Origin of the sequence: Methylococcus capsulatus (assembly GCF_036864975.1) — a bacterium.
In the GTDB taxonomy this organism is placed as follows: Bacteria; Pseudomonadota; Gammaproteobacteria; order Methylococcales; family Methylococcaceae; genus Methylococcus.
In genome coordinates, this window is record NZ_CP104311.1 from 215,003 (window position 1) to 231,014 (window position 16,012).

Consider the following 16,012-nt stretch of genomic DNA (forward strand, 5'->3'; position numbering starts at 1 on the left):
CCGTTCTCGCCCTGCTGGCTCTACCGGCCACGCTCCGCGCCGAGGAAGCCTATTCCGCCCGGATCGACTATCTCTATCTCGACGCCAACGAGGGTCAGGCGGCGGGAGGCCATGCGGCGCTGCGCTTCGGCGACGAGGTCTACCATTTCGAATACGCGGAAGGCGGCCTGATCCGGGTCGCCCGCCAGGGATTCGAACCGTTCCGCCGGCTCTACACCGAAACCGAGAACCGCACCCTCCACATCAGCCGGATCGCGGTGACGCCGGACGTCTATACGGCTCTGCGCGAGAGCTTCGAGAACCGGCTGCGCCGGCAGAACGCCCAGTTCGAGGTGCCGGCAGCGCTCCACCGTGACGCCGAACTCCTGGCGCTGCTGGCACGCCCCGCCCCCCCGCCGGCGCTCCCAGTGAAAGCCCTCGGCCTGTTCGAACCGGCCGGGACGGACCGTCCCGAAGACTCGGCACTCGCCGACCTGCGTACCCGCGCCCTCGCCCGTTATGGGGTCGAGGGCCTTCGGATGCGCATGGCTTCAGTCCGTCAGGCTATCTTGGCGCTGCGCCCGGACCCGCCGGACGACCCGCTGCCGAGCGACGCCAACCACTCCCCGCCCTGGCGCTACCGTTTCGCCGACCGTTACCACGACTTCCACGCATTGCTGGAAGCCTATCGGCTGCTGGAACGCGCCGCCCCGCTCCGGCGCGATGCCTGCCACGTGCCGGCCGGCCGTGAATTTGCGATCAAAGCGGGCGAAATCGAGACACTGCGGACCTTCGCCGGCAAACTGGAAGATTCGGTGCTGGCGGCGCTGGACCGGCCCCGCCCCGACCAGGGCCCTGGCCTCCTCGTCGCCTTCGCCCGCCTGGAAGCTCTGGCCAAGACCCTGCGTTACGGCCGGCTGGTATTCCTGGACACGCTGGGCGAACCGGAACCGGCCGTTCTCCTTTGGGGCAGTGCCTCGCCGGCCTTCACCACCGCAGACGCCGACTTCCGCCTAGCCAGGCGGGAACTGACGAGCCGCCAAGAGCTCGACGAAGTCGGTTACAGTCTGCTGGAAAACGCAGCGAACCGCCGGCTCGAGGCACTCGCGGCGCTGGCGGGCAGGGCGCCGTTCCGCCTGCGCATTCCCGCCGGACTTTTGCCCTCGCGTCCCGGATCCCCCACGGAAATCGTCCGCCCGGAGTTGGCGACGGAAGAACTGCAAAACGCCGCGGCGGCTTCCCTGGCAGCCGAGAGCGCCCAGCGGGAACGGCTGGCGCAGATCTACCGCTATCACCTGGTGGAGCGGAACTGCGTCACCGAGCTGTTCCGAACGCTGCACGACGGCCTGGCCGGATTGAACGAGAGCGACACCCGGGCGCTGGGCGGACACATCGAGCTGACGGCGGCCGACGCCATCCCCTTCGTCTCGGCGCAAAGCGTCGAACATCACTACCGCGTCACGGAATCCCTCGAACTCGCCTCGCGCCGCAAGCTTTTCCTCGAAATCCTCGACAGCGAAGCTTACCTCGCTGAACTCAGCCCCCTGAGCTCCGCAATCTACCGTAGCAACGACGAGGACTCGCTGTTCCTGTTCTTCACCGATACCCCAGTGTGGCCGCGTCCCCTGTTCGGCACCGCCAATCTGGCCGTCGGTACCGCCCAAGCCCTGGCCGGTATCCTGACCCTCCCCTTCGACGCCGGCCGCACCCTCCACCACGGTCTCCGCGGCATGCTGGTCAGCCTGCCGGAACTGGCGTTCTTCAACATCCGCAAGGGGACGTTCCGCTGAGACGACTTCCAGAGCGTCGTCATTGGCGACCACGCGCCTCCGGTTTCCGCAGGAGCAGCGAATACGTCAGGATTGCCGCCGTGGCCGAGACGTTCAGGGACTGGACCTGGCCGCAGCCGGGGAGAGTGACTATGGTTTCGCAGGCGGCAAGGGTCGGCGGCGGCAGGCCGTTTTCCTCGTTGCCCAGCACCAGCAGGATGGGACGTCGGTCCAGCGGCACGGCTTCCGGGGAAACGCCTCTGGCATGCAGGGCAGTACCGACGACATGGAAATGAGAGCGCAGCTTTTTCAGGGCTTGCGCCGGACCTGTGAGGCGACGGACGTCCAGGAACTCCAGTCCGCCCTCGGCCACTCGGTAAGCCGCGTCGGACAGGCCGGCCTGGGCCGGGTGATTCGACAGGAGCAGATGACCCAGGCCGAAGAAAGCCAAAGTTCGGGCGATGGCGCCGAGGTTGTGGGGATTGCCCACGCCGTCCAGCAGGACCATGCCGGCGCCCGCTTTCGCCCATTGCTGCGCGGTTTCGAGAGAGAGCTCCGGCACCTCGCGCGGCCTGACGGCGGCGACGATGCCGCCGTGCAGCACGGTGCCGGCGACCCGCGCCATTTCCTCCGGCGACAACAGGCGGTACGGCCGGCGCAGCCGCGCCAGTTCGGCGCAGAAGGGGCCGGCCACCGTTTTCATCGAGTCATCGTAGTAAAGCCGCACGACGCGCTCGGCCTCATGCCGGAACACGGCAGCCACGGCGGGCAGGCCGGCGATCTTGCTAAGCTTCTCTTCCGCCACGCCGGCATCCCCCCGCCGCGCCGCCCGCACTGCGGCATCGGCTCCGCGTTTTCCGGGGGCACCTCCCGCCCGGGGCGGCCTGGTTTTCCGTATCATCTGATCATGTCCCGCATCATCCTCTTCAACAAGCCTTACGATGTCCTCACCCAATTCACCGACCGTGAACATGGCCGGGCGACGCTGGCCGACTTCATTCCCATCGCCGGAGTCTATCCCGCCGGCCGGCTGGACCGCGATTCCGAGGGGCTCATCGTCCTCACCGACGACGGCCGGCTCCAGGCCCGGATCGCCGATCCCCGCCACAAGATGGCCAAGGTCTATCGGGCTCAGGTCGAGGGGCTGCCCGACGAAGCGGCGCTGAACAGGCTGCGACAAGGGGTGCGGCTGAACGACGGCCTCACCCTTCCGGCCGAGGCGCGCATTATCCCCGAACCGGCCGGACTGTGGCCGCGCGATCCGCCGGTCCGCTTCCGCGCCACCATTCCCACCACCTGGCTGGAACTGGTCATCCGCGAAGGCCGAAACCGCCAAGTACGGCGCATGACGGCGGCGGTGGGCTTTCCGACGCTGCGCCTGATCCGCTGGGCCATCGGCACCTGGACGCTGGAAGGACTGGCGCCGGGGGCATGGCGGGAACTGCCACCCCCACTCGGAAAAAGCCTCAAGCGAGGCGCTGACGTTCGGCGACGAAGCGGATGAAGTCGTCCTTGGGGAGCGGCCGGGCGAAGTAGTTGCCCTGGAACCGGCGGCAGCCGTAGCGCTCCAGAATCTCGACCTGGCCCTGGGTTTCCACGCCTTCGGCGATGACGTCGAGCCCCAGATGGCGCGCCATGCTGACGATAGTCTCGACGATGGCCGCGTCGTTGCTGTCCCGTTCCAGATCGCGGACGAACGCCGAGGCGATCTTGAGGTCGTCCAGCGGCAGGTGTTTCAGATAGGCCAGGGAGGAATAGCCCGTTCCGAAATCATCGATGGAAAACCTCACGCCGAGGTTCTTCAAACGGCCGATCTGCGCGACGGCGAGCTCGGTATGGTTGAGCAGCACACCTTCCGTCAGTTCGAGGCAAAGGTCCGCCGGCGAAACGCCGTTCTCCACGCAGAGCTGCTCCAACTGGGTCATCAGGTCGCTGCGCATGAACTGGCGCGGACTGACGTTCACGGAAAGCTTGGGCAGAGCCAACCCCAGGGCCCGGATCTCGGCCAGACAGGCGCAGGCCCGCCTGAGCACGATGGCGCCTACCCGCAATATCATGCCGTTCTGCTCGCAGACCGGTATGAACTGATCGGGAGAGATCGCACCGCGTTCAGGGTGGAACCAGCGGATCAGAGCCTCGGCCCCGACCACCCGCCCGTCGCCGAGCACCTGCGGCTGGTAGTAGACCTCGAACTCATCGTTGGCCAGCGCCTTCCGCAAGGCCTTTTCCAGCTCCAGCCGGCCGCGGACGACGGTTTCCATCGCGGTTTCGTAGAAACGGATGCCATCGCGTCCTTCATTCTTGGCCACATACATGGCCGTATCGGCCTGCTTGAGCACGTCCTCGGCGGTGTTCGCGCCATCGGGAAACAGCGCGATGCCGATGCTCACGGAGACATAGTGCACGTAGTCGTCGAGCTGGAACGGCGCAGAGAGCAACTCGCGCACTCGTCGCGCCTGGACGATCGCCTGGCCGGCCGCGACCGAGGCGCTGGGCTTGACCGGCGCAAGCACGATGACGAATTCGTCCCCCCCGAGGCGGGCCGCTGCTTCCTCGTCCGCCATACAGTTTTTCAGGCGCTCGGCCACCTGGACCAGCAGCCGGTCGCCCATGTGGTGGCCGAGGGAATCGTTCAGGGTCTTGAAATAGTCCAGATCCATGAACAGAAGCGCGCCGTAGGTACCACTGCGCCGCGCCGCCTCGATCTGCTGCGTGAGCCGCTCGAAAACCAGACTCCGGTTCGGCAGGCCGGTAAGGGAATCGTAGTAGGCGAGCTGGCGGATTTTTTCTTCCGTGCGCTTGAGTTCGGAAATGTCCGAAGAAATCGCGACATAGTGCGTGACTGTCCCGTCGGCCGACCGAACCGCAGTGATGGTTTTGCGCTCGGGATAAATCTCGCCGTTTTTCCGGCGATTCCAAATCTCGCCATGCCAGCGCCCCGTCTGCTCGAGGCTGCGCCAGACCTCCCGGTAGAATTCCGCGCCATGCAGGCCGGACTTGAACAACCGAGGATTCCGGCCGACCACTTCCTCCTCCCGGTAGCCCGTGATCCGGCTGAACGCCGCGTTGACTCTCAGAATCCTGCCGTCGGCGGCGGCGATCAGAATGGCTTCGTCGGTCTCGAAGGTCGTCGCGGCCAACCGCAGCTCGGCCTCGACTGCCTCGCGCTGGGTGATGTCGTCCACCAGGGAGGCTACGCCGATCACCGTGCCGTCCGGAGTCGTCAGCGGGGTGTTGTACCATTCGCAACGTATGATGCGGCCGTCCGCCGTCAAATTGGCGGTGACAACATGGTTACCGGCCCCTCCCGATACATCCCGCCAGATCTCTTCCACCTGCTCCAGTACGTCCTGCGGAAACAGGATGCCGGCGGAACGGCCTATCATCTGCTCCGCGCCGTAGCCGAAAATTCTTTCCGCTGCGGGATTCCAGCGGCTGACGATGAAATCCAGGTCCCACTCGATCACCGCCAGGGGCAGGTGTTCGACGTGCAGGCGCAGCCTCTCCTCGGATTGTCGCAGTGCCTGCCCGGCTTCCCAGAGTTCGGTAACGTCCTGCAAGGTACCTTGCAGCACAGGACCACGATCGCCGCGCCGTCCCAGGCGCTCGGCCTTGAAATTCACATGCCGGACCGTGTCGTCCGTCCGCTTGACCCGCAGCGGCCGTTCCACCCCGAGCGCATCGTCACATCCCCCGCGCAGCGCGACTCCGACCACCTCACGGTCTTCCGGCACGAACAGGGCCGCGAACTCCTGATACCTGTGGGGAACCTCACCGTCGGGGGGAAGGCCGAAAATCCGGCAGGTTTCTTCCGACCATGTCATGCGGTCCTTCGCCGGATCATAGACCCAGCTCCCCACCCGGGCGAGGCGCTGAGCCTCCGCCAACCGCCGCCGCTCGGCCTTGGCGATCCGTGAAGACAACCACAGCCGCTGGCGGCTCACCTCGAAGCCGAGCGTACCCATGGCGATCAGCAAGGCAATGGCGATGGCGATCAGGCGGTAGCCCGCGACCCGCTCCCGCCTTACCGTGCCATCGATCTCCAGGCCCAAGGCGGCGAGAATCTCCCCCCTCTCCGTATCCCGCACCGCTGCAAACGCGGAAACCGTGTCGTGGCTGTCCGCGCCGGACAGACCGACCACCGACGACTGGCCGCTGGCGAAGAGACCGGCCAGGGCTTCCGTATGCTCGGCCTTCGGCCAACTCCCTCCGTCGGCGTCGCGGCGGGGCCGCCCGGTGTCGTCTACGCTGGAACCGATGGAGCGCATCGCCCCGCCCTCCTCCGGAACGAGGAGGTAAAGGCCTTTGAGTTTGGGATCCGCGGCATCGATGCGCCGGAGCTGGGTGGCGAGCCAATGCTTGTCTCTTTCCCGCAGATCCGCATTCTCCGCGTGGAGGTGGCGAATCCGCTCCGGGTTGATCGACGCAGCCACGGTTTCGGCCTGGATCGACAATTCGCGGCGGACACCGCGATCGGCGGCATCCCCGAAAAGCTCCGTCAATACGAACGCCGCCCCGAGCACAAACGATGAGATCAAGACCAGCCTGAGGCCGAATCCGATGCCGGAGCTGAGTTCTTCTGCGGGAACCGGAAGTTCGCCCGAGCGGTGGTAATGGAGCCAGATGCCCGCCCCCAGGGACAACATGCAGACGGTCCGCAGGAGGGGGAGGGGCGGCAAGGCCGGGGGAAACGGCGGCGCGCCGGTCACGGCGCCCCCCAGGCTCAGGGCGTAGAGCGCCATTGCAACAGCCGCCGCCGCCAGGGCGAAGTCGTACCGGCCTTGCTCGGTCCTTGCCGCAAGGCCAAGCGCTCCGACCGCCGCCAGGGCGCCGGGGAGCCCCAGGGCGTAACGCACGATGCCATTCAACCCTTCGGTCGGGTTCGAGGTAAACCCCGCCGCGGCGTGCCCACCTGCCGCGGCGGCGAACAGGATCGCCAGGACCAGATAAACCCGCCGCACGGGCAGCCGGACACCCTGGCTGACCAGCCCATGGACACCGAAATGGAGCAGACAGAGGAAGGAAATCGTCAAAACCAGCGACCGCGCCCAGGCGAAGACCGGATGATCCCCCAGCGAGGCGGCGAACAAATCGAGCCATTCGTTGGCACCGTGAGCCACGCCGAACATCCCCAGCCACAGCCAGGGCAGACGCTGGCGGCTTCTGTCGTGGATCGCCCCGCAGATGGCCGCCAGCAGAATGAACGACAGGCCATAGAAAAAATAAATCAGATCCGGCTGTCCGTATGGCAAAGCCATGCCCATCAAATTCCGTCGCTACCTGGAAAATGCCGGCGTCAACGCACCGACGCCCTGAACCGCTCCATCCGCGCAAACATGACCGCCCGCAGCCGATCCCGCCCTATCGCGTGCTTGAGGCCGGCGCCGATGCCAGCGACCTGATCCGTCGACGTGCTATGGCTGTAAAACACCAGACTTCCCTCTCGGTAAGGCAGGATGCCAAACACCATCTGGCTGGAATTGAAAGAATGGCCGACATAGAAATCGCGCACCACGACGAGGGCCCCACCGCACGTGGGCTGGATCATTTGGTGGACCAGGATGACGGTGGGCCTCCCCTCCACCTTGCGCTCGACCCACTGCAGCGTGCTGGCTGCGGCGGAAGGCGGCTGCGCCGGAAATTGCAGCAAAGCCGCCTGCAATTCGGGCGCGTAGTGCCGCAACAGCGCACTTTGCTCCGTAAACGTCCTCAGTTCTGCTGCCACGTCCACGCTGTTGCCGCCGGAGCGGGCATACGGCGCGATGGCGGCCGCGCCGTTTTTGCGATAGCCGTCCAGCCGTTGCCACAAAACCTCCCGATACCGGCGCGACAAGAGGCGCAGTTTCTCCGTCTCGGACGCTCGCGCCAAGGTCCGGCCCAGCATCCTGAATCCAGCGATTTCCGCCTCCGAGAAATTGAATTCCGAGCCGGGCTCGACTTCGCTCAAGGCGTCCGCCTCGTCGAGATCGGCAGGGCCGAATTCGAACCCTTCCAGTGCCTGCGGACCGCTGGCGGGGAGGAAGATGCCCGCGGCGATCACCTCGGGATCGCCCACCAGAAGCACGCCATTCCGAACCGCTGCGATCGCCCGCTCGGGCGGTGCTACGACGTACATGGCCAAACCGGCCGCCAGCGTCTTGTCGGTCGGCTCGCTAACGTCGTAGGAAACGATTTCGCCCCGATCGAGACCGGCGAGGTCGGCGACGCCCAGCACCGCTGTCGGCGGCGGAGTAGCTCCGGCAGTGGCGGCAATCGCCGGCAAGACGAACAGCACCAACGCGGGCAGCCGCCTAAGCCAATGACATTTCCAAAATACCGGCATTTCGTTCGATCCTCGTTTTCGCCGCCCGACCGCACCACCGAGACAGGGACGCTGCCCGCGAATGGTATTCTTAAGACAAAAGAACACAATGAAAGTGCATCACAACCGTGCCCAAACGTTCAAAGTTCCAAAAACTGTTCCGCGATCACGTTTTCGTCATCCTGGGCTGGCTCATCTGGATCATCCTGCAAATCAAAGGCCACAAGTTCGGGCCAGCCGACAGCCTTGCGGTACTGGCCGCGGGCTCGGCGCTGACGTTTTGCACCATGCTGGGATGCGTCTTCGCGGTGGTCCGGCACGCCGACCAACTGGCCGAACTGATGGACGAACCCTATGGGACGCTGGTCCTGACGCTGTCGGCCACCGCCATCGAGGTCAGCCTGATGCTGATGGTCATGGCCGGCGGCGCTCAAAACCCATCGATGCTGCGCGACACCATCTTCGCCACCCTGATGGTCGTACTCAACGGCATGGTCGGCGTCTCCCTGGTCAGCGGCGGCTGGATCAATGTCGAACAGTCGTTCAACCTGCGCGGCGCCCTGTCCTTCCTGCACCTCATCGCCCCGCTCTCGCTGCTGCTCCTGGTACTCCCGAACTATACGAGCAGCACGGACGGACCGACCCTGGCCCCCGTCCAGGGAGCGTTCCTGGGAATGCTGTGTCTGCTCGTGTACGGAGTGTTCCTGATCATACAGACCGGCAGGCACCGGTCCTATTTCGCCAACATGAGCGCCGTCCTCGACGAAGATCCCGAGACCAATGGCAACACCGCCCCTCGGCTTCGCCCACGCCGCAGCGCGATCGTCCGGGCCTCGTTTCACCTGCTGGCTGCACTCCTGCCCATCATTCTCCTCGCAGAGCACCTCGGTTCGGTCATCGATTTAGCGATCGAAGAGTCCCACACCCCTCCCGCGCTCGGCGGCCTGGTGGTCGCCGCCCTGGTGCTGCTGCCGGAAGGCGTCGGTGCACAGCGGGCAGCGGCGCTGAATCTGATGCAGCGGGCGGTCAACATCTGCCTGGGATCCGCACTCGCCACCATCGGCCTGACGGTGCCAATCATCCTGCTCGCCGCCAGCCTACAGCGGCACTCCCTGACCCTCGGCCTCAGCGGCGCGGAGGAAACTCTGTTGTATGCCACCCTGCTGGTCTCGGTGATGACTTTCGTCAGCGGATTCGCCAACGTGCTGCAAGGCGTGGTCCACCTGATGCTGTTCGTCGCCTACCTGTTTTTGGTGTTCGTCCCTTGAATGGATAGCGGCAGGCCGTAAATAAGGCGTCAACCAGACCATTGTACAATCGGCCCCGGCCGGGGCAGACGGATGCGGCACCCGAGGAGGGGAAGACAAACACCGCACCGGCATTCTATAATTGATGAATTTTTTTCCAACCCCCAGAAGTATCGACATGACTGATTTATCGCGTTACCGAAACATAGGCATCTTCGCTCACGTCGACGCGGGCAAGACCACCACCACCGAACGGATTTTGAAGCTCACCGGCAAGATCCACAAGATCGGCGAAGTGCACGACGGTGCCGCGACGACCGACTTCATGGAGCAGGAGCAGGAACGCGGTATCACCATTCAGTCCGCGGCCACCACCTGTTTCTGGAAGGATCACCGCTTCAACATCATCGATACCCCGGGACACGTCGACTTCACCATCGAAGTCTACCGCTCGCTCAAGGTCCTCGATGGCGGCATCGGCGTGTTCTGCGGTTCCGGCGGCGTCGAACCACAGTCGGAAACCAACTGGCGCTATGCCAACGACTCCGAGGTCGCGCGCATCATTTACGTCAACAAGCTGGACCGGGTCGGCGCCGATTTCTACCGCGTGGTCAAGCAGATCAGAGACGTCCTGGGGGCTTATCCGCTGGTCATGACCCTGCCGATCGGCCGCGAAGAGAACTTCGTCGGTGTGGTGGAATTGCTGACCCGCAAAGCCTGGATCTGGGACGACTCCGGCGACCCGATGAAATATGAGATCAAGGACGTTCCCGCCGACATGATCGACGAAGTCGAAAAATGGCGCTCCGACTTGGTGGAAAAAGCCGTCGAGCAGGACGACGAGGTCATGGAAAAGTACCTCGAGGGCGAAGAACCGGATATCGAGACCCTCAAGCGACTGATCCGCAAAGGCACCATCAAACTGGACTTCTTCCCGACCTACTGCGGCTCTTCGTTCAAGAATAAGGGCGTGCAACTGGTGCTGGACGCCGTGGTCGACTATCTGCCCGATCCGACCGAGGTCAAGCCGCAGCCCGAAGTGGACCTGGAAGGCCATGAAACCGGCGAATTCGCCATCGTCGACCCGGACCGCCCGTTGCGCGCTCTGGCCTTCAAGATCATGGACGACCGTTACGGCGCCCTGACCTTCCTGCGCCTTTACTCGGGCCGGCTGGAAAAAGGCACCACCGTCCTCAACACCGCGACCGGCAAGACCGAGCGCATCGGCCGCATCGTCGAAATGCACGCCAATCAGCGCAACGAGTTGGATTCGGCTCAGGCCGGCGACATCGTGGCGGTGCTGGGCATGAAGAACGTCCAGACCGGCCACACCCTGTGTGACCCGGACAAGCCGGCCACCCTGGAGCCGATGGTGTTCCCGGACCCCGTCATTTCCATCGCGGTAACGCCCAAGGACAAGGCGGGTAACGAGAAAATGGGCATCGCCCTGGGCAAGATGGTGCAGGAGGATCCGTCTTTCCACGTCGAGACCGACCAGGAATCCGGCGAAACCATCCTCAAAGGCATGGGCGAGCTCCACCTCGACATCAAGGTGGACATCCTCAAGCGTACCCACGGGGTGGAGGTGAACGTCGGCAAGCCACAGGTGGCCTACCGGGAGACCATCACCCGGCGCGTCGAAGACGAGTACGTGCACAAGAAGCAGACCGGCGGTTCCGGCCAATACGCCAAGATCAACTACGTCATCGAACCCGGCGAGCCGGGGTCGGGGTTCGCGTTCGAATCGACGGTGACCGGCGGCAACGTGCCGCGTGAATTCTGGCCGGCGGTCGAAAAAGGCTTCAGGAGCATGCTCGGCAAGGGCGTTTTGGCCGGCTACCCATGCGTCGATTTCAAGGTCAACCTCACCGACGGTGGCTTCCACGCGGTGGATTCCTCGGCGATTGCCTTCGAAATCGCGGCCCAGGCGGCGTTCCGCCAGTCCGTGCCGAAGGCGGCGCCGCAGCTGCTGGAACCGATCATGAAGGTGGACGTGTTCACCCCGGACGCCCACGTCGGTGACGTGATCGGCGACCTGAACCGTCGCCGCGGCATGATCAAATCCCAGGAAGCCGGCGTGACCGGCGTGCGCATCAAGGCCGAGGTTCCGCTGTCCGAAATGTTCGGCTACATCGGCGATCTGCGCACTATGACTTCCGGCCGCGGCCAGTTCTCCATGGAGTTCTCGCACTACATGCCTTGCCCGAAGAACGTGGCGGACGAAGTCATCAAGGAAGCCCAGGAGCGTGCGGCCAGGAAATAACGGCCTCCCACACATGCGCGTTGCACCGCGAAAGGCTCCCCTGGGGCCTTTCGCGGCCCGTTTTTTTGATTCCCCGGCGCGCTCGGCGGCCACAAGAACTCCCTATCCTTCGGCGCATGGCCGTTATAACTTAATCTAATCGCGGTACTGGCTTGTCCACGAATGATGCAAGGGGGGATTTCATGAGCAAAAAGAGCATGGCCGACTGGTGGAAGGAGAAGCGCGCTAACGAGGAAAGGGAAAAGGCAGGACGGACCGACTTCGAGGACGTCGAGGCCCTGTATGACCGGCTTGGCCGGGAACCGGCGGTGGACGCCTCGCTCGAGGCGATCCGCAAGGAACTGGCCGCAGTCTACCGCGACATGCGCGCGGGACGGATCGACTGCAACGACGGCACCCGCCTAGCCTATGTGCTGGACATACTGCGCAAAACCCATGAATCCAACGTCGTGAAAAACCGCCTGGGCGCTCTGGAAAAAGCCATGGGCGTGAAATCCGACAGCGGTCCGGAATGGCTCGGACTGCCGTTCGGCAATTCGGACTGAAAACACGACCGGCCGCAAATCCTGCTCGCACCGACCCGACGGGGCTGCGACACTCTCTTTCCATACCGACTGTTCGAGAACCTGCCACCATGTGCGGCATCGCCGGCCTGTTCAACTGCAATCTCCCCGCCGACAGGCTCCGGCTCGACCAAGCCGTGGCCAAGCTGGCCCACCGGGGCCCCGACGACCGGGGCCTCTTCCTCGACGGCCGCTTCGGCATGGGGCATACCCGCCTTGCTATCATCGACCTGGCGGGCGGCCACCAGCCGCTGTTTTCCAAAGACCGCGGACTGGCACTGATCGCGAACGGCGAAATCTACAATTTCGTCGAACTGCGCGCCGAGCTGGAAGCGTTGGGGCACGGTTTCCAGACCCATTCGGACTCAGAAGTCATCCTCCATGCCTATCTGGCCTTCGGCGACAGCTTTCTCGAACGCATTCACGGCATGTTCGCCTTTGCGCTGTACGATGCGGCCGAAGGACGCCTGATCCTGGCCCGCGACCGCTTGGGGATGAAACCGCTGTTCCTGGCATGGCTTCCGGACGGCATCGCCTTCGCGTCCGAAATCAAGGCCCTGCTGCCTCTGCTCGACCAGCCCCCGGCGATCGATCCGCAAGGGCTGGCCCAGTATTTCCAGAACCAGTTTTCCACCGGCGCCACGACGGTTTTCAGCGGCGTGGAGCGGGTGCTGCCGGGCGAAGCCGTGATCATCGAAGCCGGCAGAGTGGCCCGCCGCTTCCGCTATTGGTCGCCGCTCGCCATACGCACGGAGCCGCTGGATTTCGACGAAGCGGCAGCGCGCTTCGATACGCTGATGGAGCGGGTGATGGTCGAGCACATGCGCTCGGACGTGCCAGTCGGTCTGTTTTTGTCCGGCGGCGTCGATTCCTCACTGCTGCTCGCCCTCCTGAGCCGCTATTCCGACCAGCCCATCCGTACCTTCTCGGTCGGTTTTCCCGGCACCTCGCTGACCAATGAACTTCCGCTGGCCAAAGACCTGGCCCGGCGTTTTGGCAGCCGCCACCGCGAGATCCGGCCCGATCCGAAAGACATCTTCCACAGCCTGCCGCTGACCGTGTGGGCAGCGGACGATCTGATGCGCGACAACGCCAACCTGCCGACCTCCCTGCTGGCGCGGGCCGCGGGCGAAGAGCTGAAGGTGGTATTCTCCGGCGAGGGCGGCGACGAGGTGTTCGCCGGCTACGGGCGTTACCGGACATCACCCCTCGAGCGCCTGTTCAAGGGCCTGCTGGCACCCGGCTCGGGCGGTTTCCGGACCCGCGGCAGCTTCCGCGGGCACTGGCCCAAGACGCTGTTCGGCCCGACGCTGCTGGCGGCCTCGCAACATGCCCGACGCCCCGTGCTGGAATCCTGGCGAGAAGCGCCGCATGGCTGGAGCGATCTGCAGCGGATGCAGTACGTCGACCTCCGCCACGCGCTGCCCGACAACCTGCTGGTCAAGGCCGACCGCATGCTGATGGCCTGGGGCGTGGAGGGTCGGCTGCCGTTCCTGGACCACCGCATCGTCGAATTCGGCCTGGGCCTGCCCGACCGGCTCAAAGTCGCGGGACGCCAGGGCAAGCTGTTCCTCAAACGCTGGGGCGAGCGGCTGGTGCCACCTGAACAGCTCTACGCCAGGAAGCGCGGCTTCCACGTCCCCTTGAGCGAATGGCTGGACGAGCCTTTCCTCAAACGGCTGGCTCAAATCCTACCGGAACACCCCGCACTCACCCCGTGGCTCAAGCCCGACGGCATCCGCATGCTGATCGCCGACTGCCGCGAAGAGCGACAGGGCAGCGCCATGCTCTGGGCCATCCTCCAGTTCGCGATCTGGCACCAGCTGTTCATTGCAGGCTCCGGAGAGCGGCCGGCGCCCTTGACCGACCCCTTGGAATTCCTGTAGAGCCGAAGTCCATGAGTGTTTCCGGAACGTCCATTTCTCGCCGCTTGGCCGTCTTCGCCTCGTTCTCCGGCCAGGGTGGCGTCGAGAAGATGATCACGAACCTGGCTGCGGGCTTTCTCGATGCCGGCGTCACCGTGGATCTGGTGCTGGCACGCGCCGAGGGCGAGCATCTCGAGTCGATCCCGACGGGCGTGCGTATCGTCAGGTTGAACGTCCACCACACCTCCACCGCCTTGCCGGGTCTGGTCCGATACCTCCGCGCAGAGAAACCGGACGCCATCCTCGCCGCCAAGGACCGAGCCATCCGGGTCGCACTGCTCGCCCGCAAGCTAGCCGGCTCGCATGCCCCGCTGGTGGGACGGCTGGGCACCACGGTGTCGGCCGCCCTCAAAGGCAAAGGCTGGATGCGCGAATTGACCCGGTATGCCGGCATGCGCTTGTTTTATCCGTACCTGGATGCAATCGTCGCTGTCTCCCAGGGCGTGAAAGATGACATCCTCGCCATCACCGGCCTGCCCTCCGAGCGAGTCCGGGTCATCCGCAATCCCGTCATCACCCCGGCACTGGAACGGCAGGCCGCCCAGCCCTGCGATCACCCCTGGCTGAACGATCCGGCCGTCCCTGTCATCGTCGGTATGGGCCGGCTCACCCGGCAGAAGGGATTCCCCGATCTCATCGCCGCCTTCGCCCGGTTGCGCCGGGACCGCGTCTGCCGGCTCGTCGTCATCGGCGACGGCGGCGACCGGGATAAACTGGAGCGGCTGGTGAAAGACCTCGGCGTGAGCGAGTGCGTGGCTTTCACCGGCTTCCTGAAGAATCCGCATGCGCTGGTCGCGCGCTGCAGCCTGTTCGTGCTCTCCTCGCTGTGGGAGGGTTCACCGAACGCACTGACCGAAGCAATGGCCCTGGGCCGGCCAGTGGTCTCGACCGACTGCCCGAGCGGTCCAGCGGAATTGCTGGCCGATGGCAGATATGGGGCGCTGGTGCCGGTCGGCGAGGTCGAGGCGCTGGCCGCGGCTATGGCGCACGCGCTGGATCGCCCGCTGCCGGCTGAATGCCTGCGTCGGGCGGTGGCCGAATACACACAATCCGTCAGCGCGCGGCGATACCTGGAAACGTTAGGGATCGCCCCCTGAGCAGGCGGCAAGGCCCCGTTCCAGATCGGGATAGCGCAGCCTCGGGTGAAGCTCGCGCAGCATCCGGCCATTATCGAGGCGCTTGGACTCTGCCAGGAACGATAGCATGGCCGGGCTCAGGACTCGCTGCGCCTCCTCCAGCGAAATCGCGGGCGGCCGCGGCAGGCCGAAACGGTCGGCAACGGCATAAAAAAAATCGGTCAGGTTGGTAGGATGGCCGTCGCTGACGTTGTATACGCCTTCGGCTGTGGCCCGCCGCCCCGCAGCGACACAGACCTGGGCCAGATCGTCGGCGTGAATGCGATTGGAATAAGGACTCTCCTCCTGCCGCACCACCGGCACCCCGGCGCGGAGGCGCTGGAGCGGCAGACGCCCCGGCCCATAAATGCCGGGCACCCGCAGGATCACCGCCGTGACGCCGTAGCGGCGACTCCAGGCCGCGAGCGCCCCCTCTGCGGCCAGGCGCCGGCGGGAGCGGCCGGTTTGAGGGTGGGGTAGACGGTCCTCACCCACCCAGTCCCCCCCGCAGTCGCCGTAGACGCCGCTGGTGCTGAGATAGACCACCTTGCCGGGCAGGTGCCTCGGCGGCAAGGCTTCGAGCAGTGCCGCCAGCCGCGGATCGACCTCGCCGTCGGCAGGCGGAGGAGCGAAATAATACAGGGTGATCCAGCCGCCTTTCAGGCCGGTCAAAGAAGCGGGGCTGTCCAGATCGCCGCGAACGGGGGTGATGCCTTGCCCAGCGAGCCGCTCCGCCGTTTCCGCCGAACGCGCCAAGCCCTCGACGCTGTGCCCTCCAGCCCGCTCCAGCCGGGCCACCCGGCGGCCGATGTCGCCGCAGCCGACAATGAGGACCGTTCGCGTCAATGCC

At 65.1% G+C, this 16,012-nt stretch carries 12 protein-coding genes; 7 read left to right on the plus strand and 5 right to left on the minus strand.

From position 1 onward, the window contains the following. Window positions 1–20: 20 nt before the first annotated feature. The gene (locus tag N4J17_RS00930; RefSeq protein WP_232470677.1) at window positions 21–242 is read right to left on the minus strand and encodes a hypothetical protein; all 222 of its coding nucleotides are present in this window, start codon (window positions 240–242) and stop codon (window positions 21–23) included. Window positions 243–257: 15 nt separating this feature from the next. On the opposite strand from N4J17_RS00930, the gene N4J17_RS00935 reads away from it, so the two are divergent. Then, on the plus strand, window positions 258–1,769 hold the full coding sequence (locus N4J17_RS00935; RefSeq protein WP_277458506.1) for a hypothetical protein: 1,512 nt from the start codon (window positions 258–260) through the stop codon (window positions 1,767–1,769). 19 nt (window positions 1,770–1,788) lie between these two features. Here the strand turns inward: N4J17_RS00935 and N4J17_RS00940 are convergent, their stop codons facing one another. Continuing rightward, complete coding sequence (locus N4J17_RS00940) at window positions 1,789–2,649, minus strand: TrmH family RNA methyltransferase (protein WP_198323881.1); 861 nt, start codon at window positions 2,647–2,649, stop codon at window positions 1,789–1,791. Window positions 2,650–2,655: 6 nt separating this feature from the next. On the opposite strand from N4J17_RS00940, the gene N4J17_RS00945 reads away from it, so the two are divergent. Beyond that, complete coding sequence (locus tag N4J17_RS00945; RefSeq protein ID WP_198323882.1) at window positions 2,656–3,252, plus strand: pseudouridine synthase; 597 nt, start codon at window positions 2,656–2,658, stop codon at window positions 3,250–3,252. Here the strand turns inward: N4J17_RS00945 and N4J17_RS00950 are convergent. Continuing rightward, on the minus strand, window positions 3,215–7,006 hold the full coding sequence (locus N4J17_RS00950; RefSeq protein ID WP_232470679.1) for a sensor domain-containing protein: 3,792 nt from the start codon (window positions 7,004–7,006) through the stop codon (window positions 3,215–3,217). The two genes, N4J17_RS00945 and N4J17_RS00950, sit on opposite strands and share 38 nt — an antisense overlap. 38 nt (window positions 7,007–7,044) lie before the next feature. Then, the gene (locus tag N4J17_RS00955; protein ID WP_198323884.1) at window positions 7,045–8,070 is read right to left on the minus strand and encodes a hypothetical protein; all 1,026 of its coding nucleotides are present in this window, start codon (window positions 8,068–8,070) and stop codon (window positions 7,045–7,047) included. A 107-nt stretch (window positions 8,071–8,177) separates the two neighbouring features. Here N4J17_RS00955 and N4J17_RS00960 point away from each other — a divergent pair, with 107 nt between their 5' ends. From N4J17_RS00960 to N4J17_RS00980, 5 genes are all read left to right on the plus strand, one after another. After that, window positions 8,178–9,317 carry a calcium:proton antiporter gene (locus N4J17_RS00960; protein ID WP_198323885.1) on the plus strand — a complete coding sequence of 380 codons (1,140 nt, stop codon included), beginning with the start codon at window positions 8,178–8,180 and terminating at the stop codon, window positions 9,315–9,317. A gap of 157 nt (window positions 9,318–9,474) precedes the next feature. Then, on the plus strand, window positions 9,475–11,559 hold the full coding sequence (gene fusA, locus N4J17_RS00965; protein WP_198323886.1) for an elongation factor G: 2,085 nt from the start codon (window positions 9,475–9,477) through the stop codon (window positions 11,557–11,559). Window positions 11,560–11,741: 182 nt separating this feature from the next. Next, complete coding sequence (locus tag N4J17_RS00970) at window positions 11,742–12,104, plus strand: hypothetical protein (RefSeq protein ID WP_198323887.1); 363 nt, start codon at window positions 11,742–11,744, stop codon at window positions 12,102–12,104. A gap of 89 nt (window positions 12,105–12,193) precedes the next feature. Then, entirely contained in the window at window positions 12,194–14,008 is a 1,815-nt protein-coding gene (gene asnB, locus N4J17_RS00975; RefSeq protein ID WP_198323888.1) for an asparagine synthase (glutamine-hydrolyzing), read from the plus strand. An 11-nt stretch (window positions 14,009–14,019) separates the two neighbouring features. Next, window positions 14,020–15,144: a glycosyltransferase gene (locus N4J17_RS00980; protein WP_232470681.1), complete on the plus strand. Its 1,125-nt coding sequence runs from the start codon at window positions 14,020–14,022 to the stop codon at window positions 15,142–15,144. On the opposite strand, the gene N4J17_RS00985 is transcribed toward N4J17_RS00980, so the two are convergent. Continuing rightward, complete coding sequence (locus N4J17_RS00985; protein ID WP_198323889.1) at window positions 15,127–16,008, minus strand: SDR family oxidoreductase; 882 nt, start codon at window positions 16,006–16,008, stop codon at window positions 15,127–15,129. The two genes, N4J17_RS00980 and N4J17_RS00985, sit on opposite strands and share 18 nt — an antisense overlap. Window positions 16,009–16,012 lie beyond the last annotated feature (4 nt).

Coding starts and splice junctions, on each gene's coding strand:
- N4J17_RS00940 (WP_198323881.1), bottom strand. CDS start 2,649: ATGATACGGAAAACCAGGCCGCCCCGGGCGGGAGGTGCCCCCGGAAAA.
- N4J17_RS00945 (WP_198323882.1), top strand. CDS start 2,656: ATGTCCCGCATCATCCTCTTCAACAAGCCTTACGATGTCCTCACCCAA.
- N4J17_RS00950 (WP_232470679.1), bottom strand. CDS start 7,006: ATGGCTTTGCCATACGGACAGCCGGATCTGATTTATTTTTTCTATGGC.
- N4J17_RS00955 (WP_198323884.1), bottom strand. CDS start 8,070: ATGCCGGTATTTTGGAAATGTCATTGGCTTAGGCGGCTGCCCGCGTTG.
- fusA (WP_198323886.1), top strand. CDS start 9,475: ATGACTGATTTATCGCGTTACCGAAACATAGGCATCTTCGCTCACGTC.
- N4J17_RS00970 (WP_198323887.1), top strand. CDS start 11,742: ATGAGCAAAAAGAGCATGGCCGACTGGTGGAAGGAGAAGCGCGCTAAC.
- asnB (WP_198323888.1), top strand. CDS start 12,194: ATGTGCGGCATCGCCGGCCTGTTCAACTGCAATCTCCCCGCCGACAGG.
- N4J17_RS00980 (WP_232470681.1), top strand. CDS start 14,020: ATGAGTGTTTCCGGAACGTCCATTTCTCGCCGCTTGGCCGTCTTCGCC.